At 62.1% G+C, this 24775-nt stretch carries 26 protein-coding genes and 2 pseudogenes; 22 read left to right on the forward strand and 6 right to left on the reverse strand.

Annotation, left to right across the window (positions count from 1 at the left end; genetic code table 11):
- Positions 1 to 108: 108 nt before the first annotated feature.
- A complete protein-coding gene (locus tag ACTG2B_RS16895) occupies positions 109 to 852 on the forward strand; it encodes a hypothetical protein (protein ID WP_439996475.1) in 744 nt (247 codons plus the stop codon).
- A gap of 119 nt (positions 853 to 971) precedes the next feature.
- Here ACTG2B_RS16895 and ACTG2B_RS16900 read toward each other — a convergent pair whose 3' ends face one another.
- On the reverse strand, positions 972 to 1424 hold the full coding sequence (locus ACTG2B_RS16900; protein WP_101531070.1) for an RNA methyltransferase: 453 nt from the start codon (positions 1422 to 1424) through the stop codon (positions 972 to 974).
- Positions 1425 to 1627: 203 nt separating this feature from the next.
- On the opposite strand from ACTG2B_RS16900, the gene ACTG2B_RS16905 reads away from it, so the two are divergent.
- Both ACTG2B_RS16905 and ACTG2B_RS16910 read left to right on the forward strand, forming a co-directional pair.
- Positions 1628 to 2719, forward strand: a complete 1092-nt coding sequence (locus ACTG2B_RS16905; RefSeq protein WP_439996476.1) for a PfkB family carbohydrate kinase — start codon at positions 1628 to 1630, stop codon at positions 2717 to 2719.
- Positions 2713 to 3621 (forward strand): pseudouridine-5'-phosphate glycosidase, encoded by a 909-nt coding sequence (locus ACTG2B_RS16910; RefSeq protein ID WP_439996477.1) that lies wholly within the window; start codon positions 2713 to 2715, stop codon positions 3619 to 3621. The genes ACTG2B_RS16905 and ACTG2B_RS16910 overlap by 7 nt, the downstream gene beginning before the upstream one ends.
- 42 nt (positions 3622 to 3663) lie before the next feature.
- Here the strand turns inward: ACTG2B_RS16910 and ACTG2B_RS16915 are convergent, their stop codons facing one another.
- Genes ACTG2B_RS16915 through ACTG2B_RS16925 form a run of 3 tightly spaced genes read right to left on the reverse strand, consistent with a single transcriptional unit; the run spans position 3664 to position 5364 of the window.
- A complete protein-coding gene (locus ACTG2B_RS16915; RefSeq protein ID WP_050513450.1) occupies positions 3664 to 3876 on the reverse strand; it encodes a hypothetical protein in 213 nt (70 codons plus the stop codon).
- 18 nt (positions 3877 to 3894) lie between these two features.
- Positions 3895 to 4956, reverse strand: coding sequence for a methyltransferase (locus ACTG2B_RS16920; protein WP_429202769.1), 1062 nt, complete (start codon positions 4954 to 4956; stop codon positions 3895 to 3897).
- 12 nt (positions 4957 to 4968) lie between these two features.
- Positions 4969 to 5364, reverse strand: coding sequence for a hypothetical protein (locus ACTG2B_RS16925; protein WP_115522821.1), 396 nt, complete (start codon positions 5362 to 5364; stop codon positions 4969 to 4971).
- Positions 5365 to 5618: 254 nt separating this feature from the next.
- Between ACTG2B_RS16925 and ACTG2B_RS16930 the strand changes: the two genes are divergently transcribed.
- The 19 genes and pseudogenes from ACTG2B_RS16930 (at position 5619) to ACTG2B_RS17020 (ending at position 21617) form a co-directional block, all read left to right on the forward strand.
- Entirely contained in the window at positions 5619 to 6332 is a 714-nt protein-coding gene (locus ACTG2B_RS16930; protein WP_439996478.1) for a beta-ketoacyl synthase chain length factor, read from the forward strand.
- A 26-nt stretch (positions 6333 to 6358) separates the two neighbouring features.
- A complete protein-coding gene (locus tag ACTG2B_RS16935) occupies positions 6359 to 7117 on the forward strand; it encodes a lysophospholipid acyltransferase family protein (protein WP_439996479.1) in 759 nt (252 codons plus the stop codon).
- Positions 7098 to 7358 carry a phosphopantetheine-binding protein gene (locus ACTG2B_RS16940; protein WP_429202774.1) on the forward strand — a complete coding sequence of 87 codons (261 nt, stop codon included), beginning with the start codon at positions 7098 to 7100 and terminating at the stop codon, positions 7356 to 7358. The genes ACTG2B_RS16935 and ACTG2B_RS16940 overlap by 20 nt, the downstream gene beginning before the upstream one ends.
- Before the next feature lie 5 nt (positions 7359 to 7363).
- A complete protein-coding gene (locus ACTG2B_RS16945; RefSeq protein WP_115522824.1) occupies positions 7364 to 7609 on the forward strand; it encodes an acyl carrier protein in 246 nt (81 codons plus the stop codon).
- Positions 7609 to 8172 (forward strand): hypothetical protein, encoded by a 564-nt coding sequence (locus ACTG2B_RS16950; protein WP_267529684.1) that lies wholly within the window; start codon positions 7609 to 7611, stop codon positions 8170 to 8172. Before ACTG2B_RS16945 ends, ACTG2B_RS16950 begins: the two co-directional genes overlap by 1 nt.
- Positions 8169 to 9560: an AMP-binding protein gene (locus ACTG2B_RS16955; protein ID WP_429202777.1), complete on the forward strand. Its 1392-nt coding sequence runs from the start codon at positions 8169 to 8171 to the stop codon at positions 9558 to 9560. Before ACTG2B_RS16950 ends, ACTG2B_RS16955 begins: the two co-directional genes overlap by 4 nt.
- The gene (locus ACTG2B_RS16960) at positions 9560 to 9925 is read left to right on the forward strand and encodes an ApeI family dehydratase (protein WP_215801838.1); all 366 of its coding nucleotides are present in this window, start codon (positions 9560 to 9562) and stop codon (positions 9923 to 9925) included. Before ACTG2B_RS16955 ends, ACTG2B_RS16960 begins: the two co-directional genes overlap by 1 nt.
- Positions 9922 to 11598 (forward strand): glycosyltransferase family 2 protein, encoded by a 1677-nt coding sequence (locus tag ACTG2B_RS16965; RefSeq protein ID WP_439996480.1) that lies wholly within the window; start codon positions 9922 to 9924, stop codon positions 11596 to 11598. Before ACTG2B_RS16960 ends, ACTG2B_RS16965 begins: the two co-directional genes overlap by 4 nt.
- Before the next feature lie 7 nt (positions 11599 to 11605).
- The gene (locus ACTG2B_RS16970; RefSeq protein WP_439996481.1) at positions 11606 to 13156 is read left to right on the forward strand and encodes an HAL/PAL/TAL family ammonia-lyase; all 1551 of its coding nucleotides are present in this window, start codon (positions 11606 to 11608) and stop codon (positions 13154 to 13156) included.
- Positions 13149 to 13571 (forward strand): acyl-CoA thioesterase, encoded by a 423-nt coding sequence (locus ACTG2B_RS16975; RefSeq protein ID WP_376869627.1) that lies wholly within the window; start codon positions 13149 to 13151, stop codon positions 13569 to 13571. Before ACTG2B_RS16970 ends, ACTG2B_RS16975 begins: the two co-directional genes overlap by 8 nt.
- Positions 13571 to 14167 (forward strand): outer membrane lipoprotein carrier protein LolA, encoded by a 597-nt coding sequence (locus ACTG2B_RS16980; RefSeq protein ID WP_439996954.1) that lies wholly within the window; start codon positions 13571 to 13573, stop codon positions 14165 to 14167. Before ACTG2B_RS16975 ends, ACTG2B_RS16980 begins: the two co-directional genes overlap by 1 nt.
- Positions 14154 to 16469 carry an MMPL family transporter gene (locus ACTG2B_RS16985; protein WP_439996482.1) on the forward strand — a complete coding sequence of 772 codons (2316 nt, stop codon included), beginning with the start codon at positions 14154 to 14156 and terminating at the stop codon, positions 16467 to 16469. Before ACTG2B_RS16980 ends, ACTG2B_RS16985 begins: the two co-directional genes overlap by 14 nt.
- Positions 16469 to 17023, forward strand: a complete 555-nt coding sequence (locus ACTG2B_RS16990; RefSeq protein WP_115522832.1) for a DUF3261 domain-containing protein — start codon at positions 16469 to 16471, stop codon at positions 17021 to 17023. Before ACTG2B_RS16985 ends, ACTG2B_RS16990 begins: the two co-directional genes overlap by 1 nt.
- On the forward strand, positions 17020 to 18186 hold the full coding sequence (locus ACTG2B_RS16995) for a beta-ketoacyl-[acyl-carrier-protein] synthase family protein (protein WP_115544388.1): 1167 nt from the start codon (positions 17020 to 17022) through the stop codon (positions 18184 to 18186). The genes ACTG2B_RS16990 and ACTG2B_RS16995 overlap by 4 nt, the downstream gene beginning before the upstream one ends.
- Positions 18183 to 18641 (forward strand): hotdog family protein, encoded by a 459-nt coding sequence (locus ACTG2B_RS17000; protein WP_267529692.1) that lies wholly within the window; start codon positions 18183 to 18185, stop codon positions 18639 to 18641. Before ACTG2B_RS16995 ends, ACTG2B_RS17000 begins: the two co-directional genes overlap by 4 nt.
- Positions 18638 to 19361 (forward strand): annotated as a pseudogene (locus tag ACTG2B_RS17005) (3-ketoacyl-ACP reductase FabG2). The gene ACTG2B_RS17000 and the pseudogene ACTG2B_RS17005 overlap by 4 nt, the downstream one beginning before the upstream one ends.
- Positions 19358 to 20608, forward strand: coding sequence for a beta-ketoacyl-ACP synthase (locus ACTG2B_RS17010; protein WP_179902437.1), 1251 nt, complete (start codon positions 19358 to 19360; stop codon positions 20606 to 20608). The pseudogene ACTG2B_RS17005 and the gene ACTG2B_RS17010 overlap by 4 nt, the downstream one beginning before the upstream one ends.
- A 25-nt stretch (positions 20609 to 20633) precedes the next feature.
- Positions 20634 to 20996: pseudogene (locus ACTG2B_RS17015) on the forward strand (NAD(P)-dependent oxidoreductase); the annotation flags it as partial.
- Positions 20997 to 21062: 66 nt separating this feature from the next.
- Positions 21063 to 21617, forward strand: a complete 555-nt coding sequence (locus ACTG2B_RS17020) for a sugar O-acetyltransferase (protein WP_439996483.1) — start codon at positions 21063 to 21065, stop codon at positions 21615 to 21617.
- A gap of 382 nt (positions 21618 to 21999) precedes the next feature.
- Here the strand turns inward: ACTG2B_RS17020 and ACTG2B_RS17025 are convergent, their stop codons facing one another.
- Positions 22000 to 22548, reverse strand: a complete 549-nt coding sequence (locus tag ACTG2B_RS17025) for an NAD(P)H nitroreductase (RefSeq protein ID WP_201952553.1) — start codon at positions 22546 to 22548, stop codon at positions 22000 to 22002.
- Positions 22549 to 22662: 114 nt separating this feature from the next.
- Positions 22663 to 24690, reverse strand: coding sequence for an oxidoreductase (locus tag ACTG2B_RS17030; RefSeq protein WP_439996484.1), 2028 nt, complete (start codon positions 24688 to 24690; stop codon positions 22663 to 22665).
- Positions 24691 to 24775: the final 85 nt, after the last annotated feature.

The raw sequence follows: 24775 nt of genomic DNA on the forward strand, positions 1-24775 counted from the left end.
TGTCGCAAAATGGAGATGCGGGATGTTTTCTCCGCCCGCCGCGATCAATGGCATGGTATAAATCAGGTGATAAATGCTCTCCTCACCCCTGCGAGGATAATGCTGACCATGCTGCGCATCGGTTGTTTGCTGCTTTGCTCTCTGTGTGCGATCGCCCACGCTCGCACAGCCGATATTCACGTCTATTGCGATGGCTGGCCCGGTTTCTGCCAACCGGATGGCCGCGGTATCTATCTCGATCTGGTGCGAACCATCTACCAACCCCACGGCTATCAGATCGTGCCCCATATCGTGCCCTACAAACGTGCCGTCGCCATGGTAGCCAGGCAAGAGGGGGATATGGCGATGAGTGTCTATCTGGACGAGATCAAGGGGGTCAAACAGCCCCGTCAGCCAGCCTCCGCCGATGATGTGACCGTCTTCATGCTCAAGCAATGGCAGCCACAATGGCGGGGAGAGCGCAGCCTGGAGGGAGAGACCGTACTCTGGCGGCGAGGATGGGTGCTGGATAAATATCTTCCGGTCACCATGCGGTGGCACGAGATCGACAACCATGAGATGGCCCTGCAGCTGATTGGCAAGGGGCGCTATCGCTATTACCTGACCGCTGGCGTTCTCCATGCAGCCGATGAGACCCCGGCCAATATGTACCGCACCATTTTGCGCTGGATCCCGACTTACCCCATTTTTGCCGATACCGAACGGGGCGAGCGCTTATTGCAGCTGTGGGATCAGGAGATGGTGAATCTGATCAGTCGCGGCACGCTGGCCGAGATATATCGCCATTATCACCTCTATGACTACTACCGCGACTTTCTCGAGGAGCAGGCGGTCAAGGCCGGCGAAAACTGATCCCTCCATAGGGGAAAGAGAAGGATACCGCAGCCCCGTCAACCGCGGCCACCGCCAGCAACCTGCCCATGAGCAACACCTTTCCATTGTGGTTTGAGTCACCGTAGCCACGCCACAACTCAGGGTTGCCGGAACCCCTTCGCCAAGCGGTCATAGAGGATCACATTGACCGAGGCGGCCAGATTCATGCAGCCCTGAGTCGGCACATAGACCACATCTTTCACCGCGCCATAGAGGGCGGGATCGAGCGTGCCATCCTCCGGCCCGAAGATATAAAAAGCGCGCTCCGGATGGACATAGTCGGGGAGCGGCGTAGCGCCGTCGATCAGATCGACCACCACGGGAACACACCCTTCCGGCATGAATTGCAGCAGGTCATCAACCCCGAGCAGCGGGATCTTCTCCACCATCTGCTTGGTATCGGTGGCAAAACGGCGCGCCAACTCGAAGCGGTTGCCGGTGTAGTAGACCTCATCCACCCCGTAACAACCCGCAGCCCGCATCACGGAGCCGACATTTTCCGGGGATTTGGGATTGACCAGCCCTACGCAGCAGAATGCTCTCTTTTCCATCATCTCTCCTCATCTTGCGGCGGCCATTATAAGCCGCTGCGGGGTCATCGACCCGTTAAAAGTACCTCGCCAGGCTCAACGACTCGTCGCCCCATCACGGATGTCGATTTTTTGTGCGCAAGCCGACAAATTTTGTACAAGCTGATGGCCAGCAAACGTTTCCCAGCAATAATAGACAAACGTTTGTAAATGGATGTTTGTCTATGACTGAGCGTGAACAAGAGATCCTAGCCCTGCTGCGTCAGGATCCCATGATTGCCCAGCAGGAGCTGGCCGATCGCCTCGGCATCAGCCGCTCTGCGCTGGCCAGCCACATCTCAAGCCTGATCCGGCAGGGATATGTGCAAGGCAGAGGTTATGTACTGCGAGAAGGTCCCTACGTGGTGGTGATCGGCGGTGCCAATATGGATATTTGCGGCACCAGCCACGACAACCTGCTGCTCGGCGACTCCAACCCGGGCAAGGTGCGCACCTCGGCCGGTGGTGTCGGCCGCAATATCGCCGAGAATCTGGCGCGGCTCGGCAGTGATACCCGGCTGCTGACAGCGGTCGGCAACGACCAGTATGGCCACCATCTATTGGAAGTGAGCCAGCGGGCCGGCGTCGATGTGCGCCAGACCCTGGTGCTCGATGGCCACACCACCTCCTGTTATCTCAGCCTGCATGATGGTAGCGGCGAAATGAGCTGTGCCATCAATGACATGGCCATTATCGAGCAGCTCACTCCTGCCCGCCTGACCCCCCTCGCAGGCTTTCTCGGCGGTGCCCGGCTTTGGGTGCTCGACACCAATCTGGCCATCCACACCCTCGACTGGCTGTTCGAACGACAGGGGGAGCACGCCATCTTTGTCGATACCGTTTCGGTGGCCAAGGTGGAGAAGATCCGCCCCTGGCTCGGCAAGATCCACACTCTCAAACCCAATCGAAGCGAAGCCGAGCAGCTGTGCGGCATGACCATCGCCGGGCCCGAAACCTGGCCCATGGTGGCCGCCTGGTTCCACCGCGCCGGGGTCAAGCGGCTGTTCCTCAGTCTGGGTGAACAGGGGATCTTCTACAGCGATGACGGGCAACAGGGCCACCTGCCGGTGCTGGGCAGTCCAGTGCTCAACGTCACCGGCGGCGGGGATGCCTTTATGGCTGGCCTCGCCCACGCCTGGCTGCAAGAGCTCGACATTGCCCAAACCACCCGCTTTGCCCTGGGCTGCGCCGCCCTCACCGTCAATTGTTCCGATACCGTTTTTTCCGGTCTGAGCAAGACCGCCGTTGACCGCATACTGGAGGAGTACTCATGCTGAACGCTTATCTCGATATCCAACCGGAAGTGGCTGCCGCGCTGGCCGCCGGCAAACCGGTCGTCGCCCTCGAATCCACCATCATCTCCCACGGCATGCCCTATCCGCAGAACGTGGAGACCGCCCGTCAGGTGGAGCAGGTAGTGCGCGATAACGGCGCCATTCCGGCCACCATCGCCATCCTCGACGGCCGCCTCAAGGTGGGTCTTGATGCCGGTGCGCTGGAAGCGCTGGGCCGGGCAGGCCACAGCGTGACCAAGTGCAGCCGCCGCGACATTCCGTTCGTACTGGCGCGCAAGGGGATGGGAGCCACCACGGTCGCCTCCACCATGATCATCGCTGCCATGGCGGGGATCCGGGTCTTTGCCACCGGTGGCATTGGCGGGGTGCATCGCGGCGCGCAGGAGACCTTCGATATCTCGGCCGATCTGCAGGAGCTGGCGCAAACGCCGGTGGCCGTGGTCTGTGCCGGTGCCAAATCGATCTTAGATATCGGACTGACGCTGGAGTATCTGGAGACCCAGGGCGTGCCGGTGATCGGCTATCAAACCGAAGAGCTGCCAGCCTTCTACACCCGCGAGAGCGGCTTCAAGGTCGATTATCGCCTCGATACCCCGACAGCCATCGCCGAGGCACTTCGCCTCAAATGGGAGCTGGGACTGGCGGGCGGCGCCGTGGTGGCCAACCCCATCCCGACCGCACACGCCATGCCGAAAGCCGATATCGACGCAGCCATTGCCCGGGCGCTCCATGAAGCGGATGAGCAGGGGATCAAGGGCAAGGCGTCAACCCCCTTCCTGCTGGCTCGCGTCTGCGAGCTGACTGGCGGCAACTCGCTCGCCGCCAACATCCAGCTGGTACTGAACAACGCGGCCCTCGGCGCCCGGATCGCTGCGGTACTCTAATCAATGCCCCAATGAAAGGAGGGCCTGTTGGCCCTCCTGCTATCACATGTTTTTGATCTCGTTGCCGATGCCCTTGACGGTATCACGCGTACCGTGACCTATTTCCTTGGTCACATCACGGGTCGTATGACCTATCTCCCGGGTAACATCGCGAGAGGTATGGCCAATCGTTCGACCAACCCCCTTCATCTCGGCACACCCCGTCAGCAGCACACCTGCAATCAGCAGAACGCATTTCATCTGTACTGTACTCATGTCACGTTTCCGGTGTTATCACAATGGCGTGGCAACCAGCAGGGTATGGCCGGGCCCCGGAATATCGTGATCATCCTCGACATGGAACTCGGCCTCGCGCAGGCACTGGTAGAACTCCTTGGAGTGGTAGAAACGACTGTTGCCATTGGCCAGAGAGGTAAAGTAGAGAGAGGTGGCATTGAGGCTGAAGCTTGCCGCTTCGAACGGCTGCCGATCCCAGAACAACTCCAGGATGCACAGCCTCGCGCCCTTCTTCATACTGCTCCTGATCCGCCGCAGCATGGCGACAATCTCGTCGTGGCTGAAGCAGTCGAGAAACTGGCTCATCCACCAGATGTCCGCCTCACCGGGCAGCGCTTGTTCCGACAGCAGGTTGACAGGATAACCGTGCACCCGCTCGGCCAGCCCCGCAGCCCGGATCTGCTCGCTGGCCATGGCGATCTGTTCGGGCAGATCGAGAATGGTCACCTGCAGTTCAGGACTGCGACGGGCGCACGAGATGGCCCACTTGCCGGTATTCCCCCCCAGATCGTAGAGATGGCGCGGTTCATATCCAAGCACCAGATCCTGCGCCTGCTTGAACGCCCAATCCGAATAGAAGTGATCGAAACGAAACCAGCTGCTTCGTGCCGGCTCCGGCAGATCCTTCAGATGGGCATAGAGATTGGACCAGTCACCAAACTCCTTGAGCCCGGCAGGCGTACCGCTTTCGATGGCCTGTTGCAGATGGGCAAGGGGCTTGTAACAAACATGCTGGACAAAATCCATGTTGACCCGGGTCATGGGGTCGCTCAGCAGATAGTGACCCACCTTGTCCAGCAGGTAACACTCCCCGTTGAGGTGGCAGATACCGCCCCCCAGTCCCATGTCGAGCAGTACGCTGACCGCATACTCGGTCAAGCCGGTCGCCTCAGCGATCTGCGCAGCGGTCGCCCCTTGCCGCTCTTTGGCAAGAAACGCCAGAATGCCAAACTCGCGCAAGCTCCAGGCGGCCTGAAACAGCATAGGCGCAAAAGCGATACGCTGAGCCTGGCTGATAGCATCCAGTGCGTTATAACGATCCGACTGATAGTGATTCAAAATACACCAACCTTACTTGTAACTGCTGGCGCGATTCAGTTCGAGTTGAATGGCCTGGTTCAGACCATTAATCCAGCGGTTGTAATTGCGGTGGATTTTTCCTTTACCCTTGTCATCCAAATTGACACTGCTCACATAATTAATGGAATAGTTTGCCGTGTTATAAGGAATGCTGATATTTGCCTGATGTTGACGAACCTGAATATGGCCAGTAATTAAACCGGGGCGCTCCTCACGCATTACCCACTTCTTACTAACACCAGCATTAATAATAGCGCGAGAAATATCCGACTCACTAAGGCTGGGCGGAACTTGGCTATTGGTCATATTCATGACTGGCTGAGAAGTTGAACAGCCAGCAACCAATACCAGTGCCAATGCGCTGATAATAATTTTGAGCATTTTCATTTTTGTAACCTTTTGTAATTGGTACCTGTCAAAGCCGACCCAATAAGACAATAAAATGTGCGCCCTTTCAATAAATAAAGGTGAAATAGAATTCTTTCTTCAAAGTTGTTGCTTGCATCACTGCTTGCCTCTGTTCTTGATGTGAAATGGTGGTAATATGCACGTCCTATTTAAAACCCTTAACCGGAGCTGAACCAGCTTGTGACAAGCTTGGTTGAGTGTCCCTGTTAACATCATTCCGTCAAGGTCGTTTCGTGTACAAAAACCCCTCTTTTTCCATCGCTGAAAGCTGCGCACTGGCGCCGGGTCTATCGACCCCGGAGCAGTGGCGAAGCTGGGCGAAAAAGGGGTTCTGGCCAACACAACCCCCTTTGGCAACGCCTCATATCCCCATGATGGTGGCACGACGGATGAGTCTGGGTGGACACCTCGCCGTAGAAGTGGCGCTCGATATAATGTCGCGCCATGCCGTTGAGGGTGCCGTATTTGCCAGCCGCCACGGGGAGCTGGATCGCTCCATTGGCCTGCTGACGGCGCTGGCACGGGCTCACAGCCTCTCTCCCACCGATTTCTCCCAGTCAGTACACAACACCGCCGCAGGGCTTACCTCCATTCAAGGTAAGCAGCCCATCCCCATGAGTTCGCTGGCAGCCGGTAGCGGTACGTTTGCCGCGGCCTTGCAGGAGGCCATCGGCATGCTCGCCGACGGTATGGAACGGGTACTGGTGGTGGCATTTGAGGGTGTGCTACCGACATTTAACCAACCCTGGCTTGACGATGAACCGCCGCCCCATGCGGTGGCGCTGTTGCTGGCCCGGGGTGATGAGTGGCAGGGAGAAGCAGTGGCGACGGACGCTGGCGCAACAGGCAAGGGCGGCGCGCTCGCTTGCTGGCGCGCCTTGCTGACCGACACACCGCAATTTCGGATCTCCGACGGTCGCAGGGAGTGGCTATGGCAGCGCAATTGAACCGGCTATGGCGCCTGATTGGTACCATGCTGGGATTTACCCTGTTCGGAATTGGCTGCCTGCTACTGACGCTGATCTGGTTTCCACTGCTCTGGTTATTAGTGCGCGGGGAAACGCGTCGCCACCTTGCCCAAAGCACCATCAGAATAAGTTTTCGTTTTTTCCTCAATGTGCTCAAGCAATTAAGGGTGCTGGATTATCGCTTTAACAATATGCCCCAGCAATTGAGCGGCGTATTGGTATTGGCCAACCACCCCAGCCTGCTCGATTATGTATTGCTAGCGGCTTACATGCCGGAGTGCGACTGCATTGTCAAAGAGGCGCTCTGGCATAACCCGTTTGTCGCCGGCATCGTGCGGGCAGCCGGTTATATTCCCAATGCCGCGGCCGAAACACTATTACCGATATGTTGTGAACGCCTGCAGCAAGGAGCGGTACTGCTGGTCTTTCCGGAAGGCACCCGCACGACCCCCGGCGAGCCGCTGCAGCTGCAACGCGGCGCAGCCCACCTGGCTGTCCGTTGCCAAGCCATGCTGCAACCGGTTCGCATTCACTGCTCGGCCCCGTTTCTGACCAAACAGCACAAATGGTTCCATGTTCCCGCGCACAAACCACTCTTTACGGTAGAATTTCTGCCCCAGTGTCAGGCTCGGGATCTGATGCCGCACGAAGAGGCCCCTTCGTTGGCCGCGCGTCATCTCACTCACTATTTCAAACGGGTATTGAGCCCGGCCCAATCCGCCTCTGCCTCTGTATGGACTCAAGATGCAACAAACACTAACTGAAGAAATCAAACAACTGATCATCGACAGCCTCAACCTCGAAGGCATGACGACTGCCGATATCGACACCAACGCCCCGCTCTTCAATGACGGTCTCGGGCTCGACTCCATCGATGCGCTGGAGCTGGGACTGGCGATCAAGGGACGCTACGGCATCGTGCTCTCGGCTGATGACGAGAATACCCGTCGTCACTTTGCCTCTGTTGCAGCCTTGGCTGCCCTCGTCAACCAGCCGCGGGGATAATCGCCATGACCAGAGATGAGATCTTCAACGAAATTCGCCGTGCCCTGGTCGAGCTGTTCGAAATCGCCTCCGAAGACGTCACCATGGATGCCAAGCTTTATCAGCAGCTTGAGCTCGACAGCATCGACGCCATCGATCTGGTGGTGCACCTGCAAAAACTGACCGGCAAGAAGATCAAGCCGGAAGAGTTCAAGTCGGTACGCACCGTCGCCGACGTGGTTGACGCCGTCGAACGCCTGCTCGCCGAGTAATGCGTCGCATCAACCTGCTGGCGGGAGCCTTGCTGCTGCTCTATCCCCTGCTGGTCTATCTTGGCCTGTCGCACGGGAAGAGAGGCCTGCTGGCTCTGCTGCTGTTGCCTCTGTTCGCCATTCGCCTGTTTGCCGGCGCAACCCTGCCGGGAGCTTGGCGCTGGGCGACCCGCTGGCTCGGGGCCGTCGGCCTGTTGCTGATCGGCCTCAACCTCTGGTTTCGCGAGCACGACTGGCTGCTGTACTACCCCATTGCTGTCAACGCCACCCTGCTGGGGGTGTTTGGCTGGAGCCTCGGTCAACCTATGACTCTGGTTGAGCGGCTGGCCCGACTCACCACGCCGGATCTGCCGGAGCGGGGAGTCCGCTACACCCGCAAGGTGACCCGGGTCTGGTGCCTCTTTTTTATCGGCAACGGCCTCTTTTCTGGCTGGACAGTCTGGCACGGCGATCTGGCGCTCTGGAGCCTCTACAACGGCCTTGTCAGCTATCTACTGATGGGTGCGCTGATGGGAAGTGAATGGCTGGTGCGTCAGCGCGTGATGAAACGGGATAGCGCATGACCCTGCTCGATGAACTGCTGCAGGCAGATGGCAACCGTGTCGTCACCTTCGATGACCAACGCGCGTGGACGCTGGCACAGCTGCGCCAGAGCGCCTGGCGGCTCGCCCGCCAGCTCACCGCTATGCCGGCGCAGCGCTGGGCTATTTGCACCGGTGACAGCTACCACTTTTGCCAATCACTGCTCGCCTGCGCCATGGCTGGGCGTGCCTTGGTGCTGCCCGGCCACCAGCGCCTCGCCGGCTTGCAGGAGCTGCTGGCTCAAGATGCCTTCGATGGGCTGCTTTGCGATGAACCACTGCCGCTCCCCTGCACCGTGCTGCGCATCGATGCCATCGCAGCCTGCGAGCCATTGCCAGCCACGGAAGCGATAGCGACGCTGGCCCCCGAGATCACCCTCTACACCTCGGGTTCAACCGGCCAGCCCAAGGGGATCACCAAACCATGGTCGCTGCTTGAGGCAGAGGTACGTACCCAGCTCACCCTGTGGCATCAGCATCTTGAGGGAGCACGACTCTTCTCCAGCGTCAGCCATCAGCACATCTACGGCCTGCTCTTTCGCATCCTGCTGCCGCTGGCGCTCGGCATTCCGTTTGCCCGCAGCCAGACCGACTATCCGGAGCAACTGGCCAACCAGAAAGAGCCATGGGTACTGGTCAGCTCGCCCGCCTTCCTGTCGCGGCTCGATCCCGCCCTTGCGGGAAGCGGCTGCCGGCTGATCTTCTCCTCCGGCGGCCCACTCGCCTATGAAGATGCGCGCCAGTGTGCGGCGCTGCTCGGCTCCTTGCCGGTGGAGATCTACGGCAGCAGCGAGACCGGCGGCATCGGCTGGCGCCAGAGCGCTGCGCCCGATATCCCCTGGACCCCTTTTGCCGGCGTCTCCGTCAGCTGTGACGAAGAGCAGACTCTGCTGTTGCGCTCACCCTTTATGGATGAGCCTGAGCCCTGGGTCGGCAGCGATCGCATCGCTCTGTGTGATGATGGCGACAAAGGCGCAGCAGGCCGTTTTCACCTGCTTGGCCGACGCGATCGCATCGTCAAGCTCGAGGAGAAACGCATCTCGCTCGACGATGTCGAGCTGCGCATCAAGGCTCTGGAGGAGGTTCTCGATGCCGCCGTCTTGCCCCTTGAGCAGGGCGGACGGCAGGTGCTTGGTGCCGCACTGGTGCTCAGCCAGCAGGGGATGCAGAGCTTCACCCGCCTTGGCCACGGTGCCTTCTTGCAACAGCTGCGCCGCCAGCTGCGCCCCTGGCTCGAGCCGGTGGCGCTGCCGCGCAGCATCAGACTTTTTCCGGCGCTGCCCCTGACCGGCGCGGGCAAACGCGACGGTGTGGTGCTGCGTCAGGCGTTTGACCAGACACCACTGCAACAACCCGGAGTACCCACCTGATGGATAGTTCACTGCTGCCCGCCCTGCTGGCACGTCAGGCCACCTCCGATAGCGTGCAGCTGCTGCTGCACCTGAGTGCCGACCTGCCCTGGTTTGCAGGCCATTTTCCCGGCGCGCCCCTGCTCCCCGGAGTCACCCAGCTGCAACTGGCCATTCACTTCGCCCGCGCAGAGAACCTGCTCGCCGGCGAGTTTCAGGGGATGGACCAGCTCAAGTTCCAACGCCCGCTGCGCCCGGATGATCACTGCTGGCTGATATTGCGCGCTCATGGCGACGGCCAGCTGCGCTTTGAATATCGTCTCGGCAGCGCAGAGAATGTCGATACGCTGCCAATCGCCAGCAGCGGACGGGTCAAGCTGTCGTGACGTCCTGCATCATCATCCCCTGCTACAACCACGCAGCCCCTCTCGCGGCGGTGCTGCGTGAACTCGCGCAGCTCAACCTCCCCTGCCTGCTGGTCGATGATGGCAGCGAGCCGGCGGCCGCCGCCCTGCTCGATCAGCTGGCAACCGAACACGCCGGTTGGGTCACGTTGCTTCGCCATCCACACAACCGTGGCAAGGGTGGCGCAGTCAAGACGGCGCTGCTGGCTGCCAGAGCGCGCGGCTTCAGCCATGCCCTGCAGGTCGATGCAGATGGCCAGCACGATCTCTCCCGCCTGCCAGAGCTGCTGGCCGAATCGGAGCGCTTTCCGCAGGCCCTCATCTCCGGCGCCCCCGAATACGATGAATCTGTGCCCAAGGGGCGCCTCTACGGCCGCTACCTGACCCATGTCTGGGTCTGGATCGAGACGCTCTCCTTCGAGATCAAGGACAGCATGTGCGGCCTTCGCGTCTATCCGGTCGAGGCGAGCTGCGCGCTGCTTGAGCAGTGCACTCTCGGCGAGCGGATGGATTTCGACATCGAGATCATGGTGCGCCTGCACTGGCGCTGCGTGGCAGTGCGCTTTGTTCCGGTCAAGGTGCACTACCCCGAGAACGGCCTCTCCCATTTCAACCCGCTGCACGACAACCTGCGCATCTCCTGGATGCACACCCGTCTGGTGCTGACCCTGCTGCGCGATGGTGCAGCCAGCCTGTTGCGCACCCCCGGCCAGCTGTTGAAACGCGGACGGGAACACTGGTCACGCACCCCGGAGCGCGGCACCCTGCTCGGCATTCGCACCATGCTCTGGAGCTACCGGCTGCTCGGCCGTCCGGGCTTCAAGGCCCTGCTGCTGCCGGTCATCAGCTACTTCTGGCTGACCGGTCGCAGCCAGCGCGAGGCCTCCCGCGACTATCTGGCCCGCCTCACCGCCCGCGCCGCCGAGCTCAACCAGCCGCTGCCCGAACCGGTGGGGAGCCTGCGCCACTTCCTGCGCTTTGGCGAGGCGGCGCTCGACAAACTGGCCGCCTGGCGCGGCGATGTCGGTCTCGACGACATCGAGCTGGTGAACCCGCACCATTACGAGGCTGCTCGCGGCAAGGGAGCCCTCATCATCGGCTCCCATCTGGGCAATCTGGAGCTGTGCCGCGCCCTTGGCAGCAAGGCGCAGGGGGTACGCATCACGGCGCTGGTCTTTACCCGCCACGCAGCCCGTTTCAACGCCCTGCTGCAGGAGGTGAACCCCGACTCCGGCCTCAATCTGGTGCAGGTGCAGGAGCTGGGAGCCGATACCGCCATCATGCTCAAATCGCGCATCGAGGCGGGGGAGTGGGTGGTGATCGTCGGCGATCGCACCTCTGTCACCAAAGAGAAACGGGTAGTCTGGGCCGATTTTCTCGGGGCGAAGGCCCCCTTCCCGCTCGGCCCGTTTGCACTGTCGGCCATCCTCGGCTGCCCTACCTACATGATGTTCGGGCTGCGGGAGCAGGGGCGCTTTCGGGTGCACTTCGAGCCGTTCGCCGATGGCTCACCCCTGCCGCGCGCCGGGCGCCAGCAGCAACTCGAGGCCCGGGTACAGCACTACGCCAACCGGCTGGAGCACCACTGCCTGCGTGCGCCGCTGGAGTGGTTCAACTTTTTCGACTTTTGGCATCTGACCGATGAGCAGGACTGAACAAGGCATGCACGAGATCCATTTCGGGGCCCGCCCCCTCACTATCGAAGAGGTCGTCGCGCTGGCCGAACGGCGCGCCACGCCACGCCTCAACCCGGCCCCCGAGTTCCGGGCCCGCATCCAGCGCGGTGCCGACTATCTTGACCGGCTGCTCGCCGAGGAAGGGGTGATCTACGGGGTCACCACGGGCTATGGCGACTCGGTCACCCGCGCGGTACCACTCGATCTGGTCGATACCCTGCCTCTGCACCTGACCCGCTTTCACGGCTGTGGCATGGGCGAGAACCTGAGTCTGGCTGCCACCCGCGCCGTGCTGGCTACCCGCCTCAACTCGCTGGCACAGGGGGTCTCCGGCGTCAGCCTGCCCCTGCTCGAGCGGCTTACCTGGCTGCTGGAGCAAGACCTGTTGCCGCGCATTCCCGAAGAGGGCTCAGTCGGTGCCAGCGGCGATCTCACTCCGCTCTCCTACGTGGCGGCAGCACTCATCGGCGAGCGAGAACTCTATTGCAACGGGGAGCTGACCAGCGCGGCCGAGCTCTATCGCGAGCTCGGCATCACTCCGCTCCAGCTGCGCCCGAAAGAGGGACTGGCACTGATGAACGGCACCTCGGTGATGACGGCGCTCGCCTGCCTCGCCTACTCCCGCTGCGACTACCTGATGCGGCTCTGCACCCGCATCACCGCGCTGGTGAGCGTGGCGATGGAGGGCAACGCCTTCCACTTTGACGAGCGCCTGTTTGCCGCCAAGCCCCACCCGGGACAGCAGCAGATCGCTGCCTGGCTGCGCGCCGATCTGCAGAGCGGCGAGCTGCCGCACCACAGCAACCGGCTGCAGGATCGCTACTCCCTGCGCTGCGCGCCCCACGTCATTGGCGTGGTGGCCGACAGCCTGCCCTGGTGGCGCACGCTTATCGAAAACGAGCTCAACAGCGCCAACGACAACCCCCTCATCGACGGCGACGGGGAGCATGTGATGCACGGCGGTCACTTCTACGGCGGCCATATCGCGATGGCGATGGACAGCATGAAGGTGGCGGTGGCCAATCTGGCCGATCTGCTCGACCGTCAACTGGCCCAGCTGGTCGACAGCAAGTTCAATCAGGGGCTGCCGAGCAACCTCTCCGGCGCGAGCGACGAGCGCCGCTTTATCAACCACGGCTTCAAGGCGGTGCAGATTGGCGCCTCGGCCTGGACTGCGGAAGCGCTCAAGCACACCATGCCCGCCAGCGTCTTCTCGCGCTCGACCGAGTGCCACAATCAGGACAAGGTGAGCATGGGCACCATCGCCGCCCGCGATGCGCTGCGGGTGCTGACGCTGACCGAACAGGTGGCCAGCGCCAGCCTGCTGGCGGCGGTGCAGGGAGTCGAGCTGCGCCTTGCCCTGCAGGGTCATGACCTGACCACCCTCAGTCCGGCGCTCGCAGCCACTGTCGAGGCGGTACGCCGCGATCACCCCTTCCTCTGCGAAGATCGCCCGCTGGAAGCCGAGCTGCGCGCCATGATGGCCCGCCTGCAGGCACGCCACTACCCGATTTATGACGAGGTATCCCATGTCTGAGCCCTGGCAGCTGAGTGCCGAAGTCGATGTCACCGTCCCCTTCCACGACGTGGACATGATGGCCGTCGCCTGGCACGGCCACTACCTGCGCTACATCGAGCTGGCCCGCTGTGCCCTGCTCGATCGCATCGACTACAACTACCCGCAGATGGAGGCCTCCGGCTATCTGTGGCCGGTCATCGATGTGCGGATGAAGTACATAGCCCCGCTGCGCTTTGGCCAGACGGTACGGGTACGCGCCACCCTGGTCGAGTACCAGCACCGCCTCAAGATCGATTACCTCCTCTATGACCCGCAGAGTGGCAAACGCACCAGCAAGGGTTACACGGTGCAGGTGGCGGTCAGCAAGCAGAGCGGCGAGATGTGCCTCGCCTCGCCACAGGTGTTGCTCGACAAGCTGGGGGTGAGCGAATGATGGCCCGTCTCACCCTTCTGCTGCTGGCTCTGCTCTCCTGGCCCGCGCTGGCAATCACCCTGGCCGATGTGCAGCAACAGCTCACAGCGGCGGATGCCCGCAGCGCCCGCTTCGAGCAGGAGCGCCAGATAAGCGGCCTCACTCAGGCGCTGCGCTCCAGCGGCGAGCTACTGCTGGTGAAGGGCAAGGGGCTCTGGTGGCAGCAGCTAAAACCCTTTCCCCTGACGCTGACTCTCACGCCGACGCGCATGGTGCAGCAGCTGCCAGGTCAACCGGCCCAGACCCTCGACAGCCCGCAACTGCTGGAGTTCAGCAACCTGATGCTGGCCCTGTTCGACCCGAGCGAAGCGGCGCTGGATAACTACTTTCGCCACAAACTCGCCAGCGAGGGGGAAGAGTGGACCCTGACGCTCGAGCCCATCCGCTCGCCCCTCGACAAGGTCTTCGCCAGTCTGGTGCTCAAGGGGCGTCACGAGCTCGCCTCGCTCGCCATCCATGACAAACAGGGGGATGTCACCCAGATCCGCTTTGTTGACTGGCAGCTTAAAACCCTGCCCCTGAGTACCGAGGAGCAATCCCGTTTTGATGCTCACTGAGAAACAGTGGCGCCTGCTGGGGCGATTGTGGCTGCTGCTCTGCGTGGCGGTCTGCCTTGCCCTGGTGCTGGCCCTGCCCCGCGCCCGCTTCAATACCAGCGTGATGGATCTGCTGCCCAAAGAGGAGCACCAGCAGTGGCATCCGGAAATCCGGGCCGGACTGCTCGCCAACCTCGACCGGCAGCTGGTGTGGCTGGTGAGCCTGCCCGCCGGCGAAAATGGCGAAGCTGCCGCGACCGCGTGGAGCAAGCAGCTGACCGGCATCGACTCACTGGATCATCTTAAAGCGGCCCAGCCGGCTCTCGCCGGTGCCTGGCAGAGCTACATGGGGCAGATGGCGTGGCAACACCTCACGCCGAGCGCGCGGGCACGGCTGGCCAGTGGCCCACAGGGGTGGAGCCAGTGGATGCTGGGGCAGATCTACTCCCCCTTCGGCGGCGTTTCGCGCGCCGAGTGGCAGGCAGATCCCCTGCTGCTGACCCGCGCTGCGGTGCTGGAGCAGAAGAGTCCGATGCAGCTGGACGAAAAAGGCTGGCTCAGCAGCACCGGGCCGGATGGCCGTCGCTGGTATATGGTGCGGGCCGAAATCAACCTCTCCGCTTTCGACATGGCGCGCAACCGCCAGCTCCTCACCGAGCTGGCAACCGCCGAGCAGCAGTTGCGTCAGCACTATCCGGGCGTAGAACTGCTGCGCCGCGGCACCCTCTTCTACAGCCAGCACGCCAGTTCGCTCGCAGAGCAGGATATCTCGACCATCGGGCTGGGCTCGCTGATCGGGGTCATCGTACTCATCTGGCTGGCGTTTCGCTCGGTGCGCGCCCTACTGCTCTCCCTGCTACCGCTGACGATGGGGATGCTGTGGGGGCTCGGCGCCGTACTGCTGGTGTTTGGCGAGATCCACGTCTTCACCCTGGTGATCAGCTCAAGCCTCATCGGCATCTCCATCGACTACGCCATCCACTTCCTGAGCGAGCGGCGCCTGCATGGCCACGAGACACCGGCGCAGACCCGCGCCCACCTGCTGCCGGGGCTGAGTCTGGCGCTGCTCACCACCCTGATCGGCTATGCCCTGCTCTGGCTCGCCCCCTTCCCGGGGCTGCAGCAGCTCGCCATCTGCGCGCTGGCCGGCTTGCTGGCCGCCTTCCTGACCGTGCTGCTGCTCTTCCCCTACTGGCTGGGCGACCTGCCGCAGGGGGCCTTGCCCATACGCCACTGGCAGGTGCGCTGGATTGAGGCGTGGCAACGCCCGGGCGGCCTGCGCCGCTGGCTGCCGCTACTGGTGCTGGTGATCAGCACCATCGGCATCAGCCGCCTCGCGGTGGATGACGATATCCAGAAGCTGCAACCCCTGCCCCACGAGCTGCAGGCGCAGGAGCGCCAGATCCAGCAACTGACCGGCCAGCAGGGGGGCATGACCGGCTATCTGGTGGTGGGCAGCAATGGCGAGCAGGCCCTCACCCGCCTCGAAGCGCTGGCAGACCAGCTTGAGTTGGCCCGCCAGCACAAGGTGCTCGACCAGTTTGTAGCCATCAGCCAGTGGATCCCCTCAAGGGCCCGCCAGCAGGCGGATCATCAGGCCATCATGGCGCTGCAACCGGGTGTCATTTCCGCCCTAAAGGCGGCCGGTGTACCGGTGGATGCCAGCGCTCGCCCCCTGGTTCTGCTGACCCCCGAGGCGTGGCTAACCAGCCCGGTCAGCGAAGGAAGTAGTCTGCTCTGGTACGCCCTGCCCGATGGCAGGGTCGGGATTTGGGTGCCGCTTGCCGGCATTCACGATGCCGCCGCACTGGCCCGTCTGGCCGACGAGCATGACGGGGTGATCTGGCAGGATCAGCGCAGCCAGTGGAGCCAGCTCTTTGCCGATTACCGCCTCAAGCTCGCCGAGCTGCTGCTGGTCGCGGTGGTGCTGGTGATGGGGCTGCTCTGGCATCGCATCGGCTGGCGCCTGACCCTGCGCATCCTGCTGGTCAACGGGCTGGCCATCGCCATGGGACTGGCGCTGCTTGGCTTCAGCGGCCAGCCGCTGACCCTCTTTGGCGTACTGGCGCTCAGCCTTATCTTCGGCATCGGCATCGATTACGGGCTCTTCTTCGCCCACTGCGGCAGCGAGCCTGCCCGCCAGCAATCGACCCTGCTCGCCATCCTGCTGGCTCACCTCACCACCCTGCTGGCCTTCGGCCTGCTGGCGCTCAGCAATACTCCGGCCATCGCCGGTTTCGGAATTGTGCTGAGCGGCGGGATCTTCACCGCGTTTCTGTTATCCCCCATGGTGCTGGCCCCGCGGCCAGCTGCGGAGTCATGATGAGATACTGGTACTTGCTGCTGATGCTGCTGAGCGGTTGCAGCAGCCAGCAGGGGATAGAGGCGTTTATCGCCCCGGGCGTTCCCCTCTCGCTGCCGGCGCCCCAGCGCGCCGAACCGCTAAACCGCCAACAACTGCTGATCGCCAGCGTCAAGGGCAAGCAGTATCAGCTGCTCACCGCACTGGAGGCCGACCAGCAGGGCATCACCCTGGTCGGGCTGATGCCGACCGGTGCGCGCCTGTTCAAGGTGCAGTACGACCAGAGCGGCATTCACAGCGAGCGGCTGATCCCCCTGCCCGGTAACGCCCTGCCCCCGCCAGCTCAGGTACTGGCCGACGTGATGCTCTGCTACTGGCCGCTGGCCGAGTGGCAATCCCGTCTGCCGGCGGGCTGGCAGCTGGTCGATGAGGGGGATGTTCGCCGCCTCACCGACCCTGAAGGCATGCTGGTCACCGAGATCCGCTATCAGCACTGGCAAGGCCAGCGCGAGCCGGTCAGCCTGACCCAACACCGCTTTGGCTACCGCCTGCAACTGGAGAATCTGGCGCAATGACCCTCTACATTCACGCCTACAGCCTCATCAACGCCCTCGGCCGTGGCAAGGATGAGGTGAGTGCCGCCCTCGAGGCGTGGCGCACCCGTGGCGACAGCCCGCTCGATGGCGAGCGCTGGACGCTGGTCGATGGCCGCATCTCGCCGGTTGGTCGGGTGCGCCATCCGTTGCCAGCGGTGACGCTCACCCCCTACGACTCGCGCAACAACCGGTTGCTGCTCGCTGCGCTGGCCGATATCGAAGAGGAAGTGAACGTCGCTATCGCCCGCGTCGGATCGCAGCGGGTAGCGCTGGTGCTCGGCACCAGCACCTCCGGCATCGGTGAGGCCGAGGCTGCCATTGCGGCGAGCGAGCGTGGCGAAGCGCTGCCGCCGCAGTTTGACTACGTGCAGCAGGAGCTCGGCTCGCCGTCGCTGTTTCTCGCCGCTCACCTTGGCATTGAAGGGCCGGCGATGACCATCTCGACCGCCTGCTCCTCGAGCGCGCGCGCCTTTATTACCGCCCGCCGACTGCTGGCCAGCGGTCAGGCCGATGTGGCGCTGGTCGGTGGTGCCGACTCCCTGTGCGGCCTCACCCTCAACGGCTTTGACAGTCTGGAGTCCCTGAGCGAACAGCGCTGCCAGCCGTTTGCCGCCGGGCGCGATGGCATCAACATCGGCGAAGGGGCAGCCCTGTTTCTGGTGAGCCTGGAGCCCGCTCCGCTTGCCCTGCTGGGGGATGGAGAGTCATCGGATGCCTGGCATATCTCGGCCCCCCACCCGCAAGGGGAAGGGGCCGAGCGGGCGATGCGGATGGCGCTGACCCGCGCCGGCCTTGAGGCTGAGCAGGTCGGCTACGTCAATGCCCACGGCACCGCCACCCGTCTCAACGACGAGATGGAGAGCCGCGCGCTGGCGCGCCTCTTCCCGAACAAGGTGCCGGTCAGCTCGACCAAGGTGCTGACCGGCCACACCCTCGGGGCTGCCGGTGCGACCGAAGCGGCGCTCTGCTGCCTGCTGATCGAGCGGGGCCTACCGCTGCCACCGCAGGGTGAAACGGCCGATCCGGCGCTGGCTCCCATCGCCCTTGTACAGGAGCAGGGATCGGTCGATATCATCATGTCCAACTCGTTTGCCTTTGGTGGCAACAATGTCAGCCTGATTTTTGGCAAAGAGGCATCATGACTTTTCCTCCCATAGAACAACTGCTTCCCCATCGTGCGCCAATGTTGCTGCTCGAGCGCGTCACGGCGCACGACGAGCAGAGTGTCTGCTGCGAAACGGTGGTGGGAACACGGCAGGCGCTGCTGCTCGATGACAACGGCGATCTGCCCGGCTGGTGTGGTATCGAACTGATGGCGCAAACCATCGCCGCCTGGGCCGGTATGCAGGCGTACAGCCACCATGAGCCGGTGCGGATCGGCATGCTGCTCGGCACCCGCAAATACCAGAGCCAACTGCCCGTCTTCGCCGCCGGCAGCCTGCTGCGCATCGAGGCCCGCAGCCTGCTGCAAGATGCCGGAATGGCCAGCTTTGAATGCAGCATCTGGCTTGGGGATCACGAGTGTGCCAGAGCCCGCCTGAGCACCTATCAGCCCACCGAGGCACAACTGACAGATTTACTGGAGCAGAAACAATGAACTCGACCGTACTTGTTAGCGGCGCCAGCAAGGGAATTGGCCGTGCCATCGCCCTCAAGCTGGCGGCCGACGGTTTCACCGTGGTTGTCCACTACCACAGCGACCAGCAGGGGGCGCAGGCGACCCTCGACGAGATCACCGCCCAGGGCGGCAGCGGGCGCCTCATCCAGTTCGATATCGGCGATCGCGAGCTGTGCCGCGCACGCCTTGAAGCCGACATCGAGCAGCACGGCGCTTACTACGGCGTGGTCTGCAATGCCGGCATCGTGCGTGACGGCGCCTTCCCGGCACTCACCGACAACGAGTGGGATGATGTCATCCACACCAACCTCGACGGTTTCTACAACCTGCTCAAGCCCTGCATCATGCCGATGATCGGGCTGCGTCGCGGCGGGCGCATCGTCACACTCTCCTCGGTCTCCGGCATCATGGGTAACCGTGGGCAAGTGAACTACAGCGCCTCCAAGGCTGGCCTTATCGGCGCGACCAAGGCACTGGCGCTGGAGCTCGCCAAACGTCGGATCACGGTCAACTGCGTGGCGCCCGGCCTTATCGACACCGGCATGGTCAGCCCAGAAGTGGAAGGTGAAGCGCTCAAGATGATCCCCCTCAAACGCATGGGACAGGCAGAGGAGGTGGCCGGACTGGTCTCCTACCATGTCCGACATCGCCGGCTATGTCACCCGGCAAGTAATTTCCATCAACGGAGGCCTGATATGAATCGACGGGTCGTAGTCACCGGCATGGCCGGTGTGACCGCCTTTGGCAACGACTGGGCCAGCGTCAAACCGCGCCTTCAGGCTGGACGCAACGCCGTGGTCACCATGCACGAGTGGGGTGTCTATGACGGGCTCAACACCCGGCTGGCCGCGCCGATCAGCAACTTTGCCCTGCCGGCCCACTATCCGCGCAAGAAGATCCGCGCCATGGGACGAGTCTCCGAGATGTCGACCGTGGCCTCCGAGCTGGCGCTGGAGCAGGCGAAGTTGCTGAACGAACCTGTGCTGAGCGATGGTCGCACCGGTATCGCCTATGGCTCCTCCACCGGCAGCACGGCGCCCATCGGCGCCTTTGGCGCCATGCTCAACGACAAGACCACTGCCAACATCACCGCCACCACCTATGTGCAGATGATGCCGCACACGACGGCGGTCAACACCGGCCTCTTCTTCGGCCTGCGTGGCCGGGTCATCCCGACATCCAGCGCCTGCACCTCGGGCAGCCAGGGGATCGGCTACGCCTACGAAGCAATCCGCCACGGCTACCAAACCGTGATGGTGGCAGGTGGCGCAGAGGAGCTCTGCCCTTCAGAAGCCGTGGTATTCGATACCCTGTTTGCCACCAGTCAGCTCAACGACACCCCCGAGCTCACCCCGCGCCCGTTTGACCGGGATCGCGACGGACTGGTGATCGGCGAAGGAGCTGCCACTCTGGTGCTCGAAGAGCTGGAGCACGCTCTCGCCCGTGGCGCCCACATCATCGCCGAGCTGGTCGGCTTTGCCACCAACTGCGATGCGGCCCATGTCACCCAGCCCCAGAGCCAGACCATGCAGCTCTGCATGCAGATGGCACTGGATCAGGCCGGGCTGCGTCCCGAGCAGATTGGCTATATCAGTGCTCACGGCACCGCCACCGAGCGGGGCGATATCGCCGAGAGCCAGGCAACTGCCGCCATCTTCGGTCAGCAGACTCCCATCTCCTCGCTCAAGAGCTACTTCGGCCATACCCTCGGCGCCTGTGGCGCCATCGAAGCCTGGCTGTCGCTTGAGATGCTGCACGATGGCTGGTTTGCGCCGACCCTCAATCTGGCCAACCCGGCCCCTGCCTGCGAGCCCCTCGACCACATCACGGGTCAGGGACGACAGCTGGAGATCGAGTATCTGATGTCCAACAACTTCGCCTTTGGCGGCATCAACACCTCGCTGATCTTCCGCCGCTGGCACGGCGAAGCACTCGAGCAAGATTAAAGGTAAGTAAGTCCTTTCGGACTGAACGCTGCATCTGCGCCTGAGCGAGACAACCCGCGGCGCTGTTACCCGCGCAGATCTGGCCCGCATGAAAGTTGACTCTCTGCTGGTCAATACCAGCCGTGCCGAACTTATCGAGCCGGGCGCCCTCTATGCAGAGCTAAGTACCCATCCTGGAAAACGGGCCGCGCTCGATGTATTTGACATCGAGCCGGCAACACTACAAAACGAGCCCCTGCTGCGCCTGCCCAACGTATTGGCGACACCTCATCTCGGCTATGTGGAGTAAAACAGCTACGAACTCTACTTTCGCGTGGCGTTCGAGAATGTGCTGGCCTTTGCCGAAGGCAGACCTGCCAACCTGGTTCTGCCCATATCGGGTGGATGACCACGTTACTTCTGCCGTATTGGCGCCAATATCCAAGTCCCTGGCAGATAAAGGAAAGCAACCTTCATGATCGAATACCAGAAGATGATTAGCAGCCAACCGTACAACTGCATGGCACCCGAGCTGGCCCAGTTGCGCCGGGAGGCGGCACGGCGCTATCGCCGTTTCAATCAGGCGGAAGATGAGGCTGAGCAGCGGGCACTACTGGCGGAACTGATTGGCGGACTGGCAGAAAATGCCTTTATCTGCCCGCCCCTCTACTGCACCTATGGCCGCCACATCCACCTGGGCAAGGACTCCTACATCAATATGGGAGCGACCCTGCTGGACAATGCCCCCATTCGCATCGGCGCCCATGTGATGATTGGGCCAAACGTGCAGATCTATACCGCAGCCCATGCACTGGAGGCCGACGAACGGATTCAGGGAACAGAGACGGCGCTGCCGGTCACCATTGAAGACAAGGTCTGGATTGGGGGCGGCGCCATCTTGCTGCCCGGCGTCACCATAGGGCGGGAGGCGATCGTCGGCGTGGGCGCCGTAGTCACCAAAGATGTACCGGCCGGTGCTCGGGTAGTCGGCAACCCGGCCCGGATCCTGCCAGCCAAAAACAGGACATAAGGCTGCCAACCGGGCTGTATGATGATGCAACCATCAGCTCACAGTAACCCCGACACCCCATAAAAAAATAAAGCCCAATGTCACGAAGACGTTGGGCTGTTAAAAGGTGCTACGGAATTGCGACTCTCATCGCAGAAAAATTAGAAGGAGTGCCCTTCTAAACTGGCAGGGAGATATTAGCGAACACGCAAACGTTTTACATAGTGAAATACAACAGGATTGCGAGGTACATCGCACTATTTAAATAATTACCTGCTATGGCGCGCGAAGCCTCTTTGAGCCATTTATTTTCCCCAATTTCTCTGGTTACTATTCACGGTTAAACAGAAAAGCCCCGATTTCTCGAGGCTTTGCTCCTCTTAACCACAACGTGGCCGAAAAGTCAGAAACGGCGAACAAACTCATCGAGCGGCAGTTCGCGCAGCTTGCGTGCTTCCAGCATGGGGGTACCGAGATAGAGGAAACCCACCAGCTGATCCTCTGCCGCCAGTCCCAATCCTTTGTTGATCTGCTCATCGAAGATAAACCAGCCAGAGCGCCAGATACCGTTGAAGCCCTGCGCCTGCGCCGCCATCTGCATCGCCATCAGGGCACACCCGGCTGAGAGCTCCTGCTCCAGTTTCGGCACCTTGGGGTGATCCTGATAACGGGTTGCCACGGCGACGATCAAGGGCGCCCGCAGTGGCGCTTCGCTGCACTTCTTGATGCTCTCTTCATCTTCGCCACGGGCACGGGCCGCCTCGGCCAGCAGCTTGCCCAGCCGCTCACGCCCCTCCCCTTCAAACAGAATGAACTGCCAAGGGGTCAGGGTGCCGTGATCCGGCGCGCGCAGGCCCGCCTTGAGGATATTGTCGAGCACCTCACCGCTCGGGGCGGGCTCGGCGAGACGGCCACAGGAGTGGCGGTTGAGCAACAGGGTGAGGGCATCCATGGGCAATTCCTTCTCTGGGGCAATGATGGCGCTACCTTAGCACAGCACCGAATGAAGAAAACCCCTGAGGCTCAGAGGTTTATCGCACTATAAAGGACAAGAGGGCACAGTTGGCTAGATGACCGCAGCCAGTTCGGCGCCCTGTCTGATCGCTCGCTTGGCGTCCAGCTCGGCAGCAACGTCGGCTCCGCCGATGATATGCACCGGCTTGCCTGCCGCCTGCAACCCGGCCTGCAGCTCTTTAAGGGGCTCCTGCCCGGCGCAGACTATCACCTGCTCCACCGGCAGACACTGCTTGCTCTCGCCCACCTGAATGTGCAAGCCCTCGTCATCGATCCCCAGATATTGCACCCCGGAGAGCATCTGCACCTTGCGGTTCTTGAGCACGGTACGGTGGATCCAGCCGGTGGTCTTGCCAAGTCCGTCACCCACCTTGCTCTCCTTGCGCTGGAGCAGCCAGATCTGGCGCTCGGGGGCGTCGATTTCAGGAGCCGTGAGGCCACCGCGCTCGCCAAGCTGTTTGTCGATGCCCCACTCCTTGAGCCAGTGATCACGGTGCCCATCGGCATCCATCTCCACTTTCTTCTCTACCAGATACTCGGCCACATCGAAGCCGATGCCACCAGCGCCGATCACCGCCACCTTCTGACCGACCGGTTTGTGATCCCGCAATACGTCGAGATAACTCATCACCTTGGGATGCTCGATCCCCGGAATATTGGGAGTGCGCGGACGAATACCGGTAGCGAGGATCACCTCGTCAAAACCGCCGCCGAGCAGGCTCTCGGCACTCTGGCGCTGGCCCAGATAGAGCTCTACGCCGCACTTCTCCAGCCGTTTGGCGAAATAGCGCAGAGTCTCGTGAAACTCCTCCTTGCCCGGGATCTGCTTGGCGAAGTTGAACTGGCCGCCGATTTCGCTGGCCTGATCGAACAGGCTCACCTGATGACCGCGCTCGGCGGCGTAACAGGCGAACGCCAGGCCGGCGGGGCCCGCCCCCACTACCGCCAGCTTCTTGGGCTGGGGCACGCGGCCAAAGGTCAGCTCGGTCTCGAAACAGGCGCGAGGATTGACCAGACAGGAGGCTCGCTTCTGCTTGAACACATGGTCAAGGCAAGCTTGATTGCAGGCGATGCAGGTGTTGATCTCGTCCGCCCGGTTCTCGGCCGCCTTGATGACAAATTCGGGATCAGCCAGGAAGGGGCGCGCCATGGAGACCATATCCGCCTCGCCCCCCGCAAGAATCCGCTCTGCCACCTCCGGGGTGTTAATCCGGTTGGTGGTGATAAGCGGCACCTTGAGATGCTTTTTCAGCTCGGCGGTCACCCAGCTGAAGGCGCCGCGCGGCACGCTGGTGGCGATGGTGGGAATACGCGCTTCGTGCCAACCGATGCCGGTGTTGATCAGGGTCACCCCCACCGCTTCCAGCGCTTTGCCAAGGGCAATCACCTCTTCCAGGGTCGACCCCTGTTCCACCAGATCGAGCATGGAGAGGCGGAAGATAATGATGAAGTCGGTGCCGACCCGCTCGCGGATAGCGCGGACAATCTCCACCGGGAAGCGCATCCGGTTTTCGCTGCTGCCGCCCCAGCCATCGGTACGCTTGTTGGTACGCTCGCAGATGAACTGGTTGATGAGATAGCCTTCCGAGCCCATCACCTCGACACCGTCATAACCGGCCGCCTTGGCCAACGCAGCTGTAGCCGCGAAGTCGCGAATAGTGCCGCGGATCTGCCGCTCGCTCATGGCGCGCGGTTTGAACGGGGAGATGGGGGCCTTGAGGGCGCTCGGCGCCAGACTGAACGGATGATAGGCGTAACGACCGGCATGGAGGATCTGCAGCGCTATCTTGCCCCCCTCCTGATGCACGGCGCTGGTCACCTTCTTGTGCTTGCTCACCTGCCAGGGAAAGCTCAGCTGGGAGCCGTGAGGCACCAGCCGACCGCGCAGATTGGGGGCGATGCCGCCGGTGACGATAAGACCGACGCCACCGCGGGCACGCTCGGCATAAAAGGCGGCCAGCTTGTCAAAACCGCCCTTCTCCTCTTCGAGGCCGGTGTGCATGGAGCCCATCAACACGCGATTGCGCAGCTGGGTAAAACCAAGGTCGAGCGGGGTCAGCAGGGTCGGATAGCGGCTCACGATGCCTCCAGTTAATTTTTTGTTATCAAACTGAGGCTAGAGTAAAGAATCGAAAATTCTTTTTCAAACAAATGTTTGGACAATT

Origin of the sequence: Aeromonas sp. 30P (assembly GCF_051919805.1) — a bacterium.
Classification (GTDB): domain Bacteria; phylum Pseudomonadota; class Gammaproteobacteria; order Enterobacterales; family Aeromonadaceae; genus Aeromonas; species Aeromonas veronii.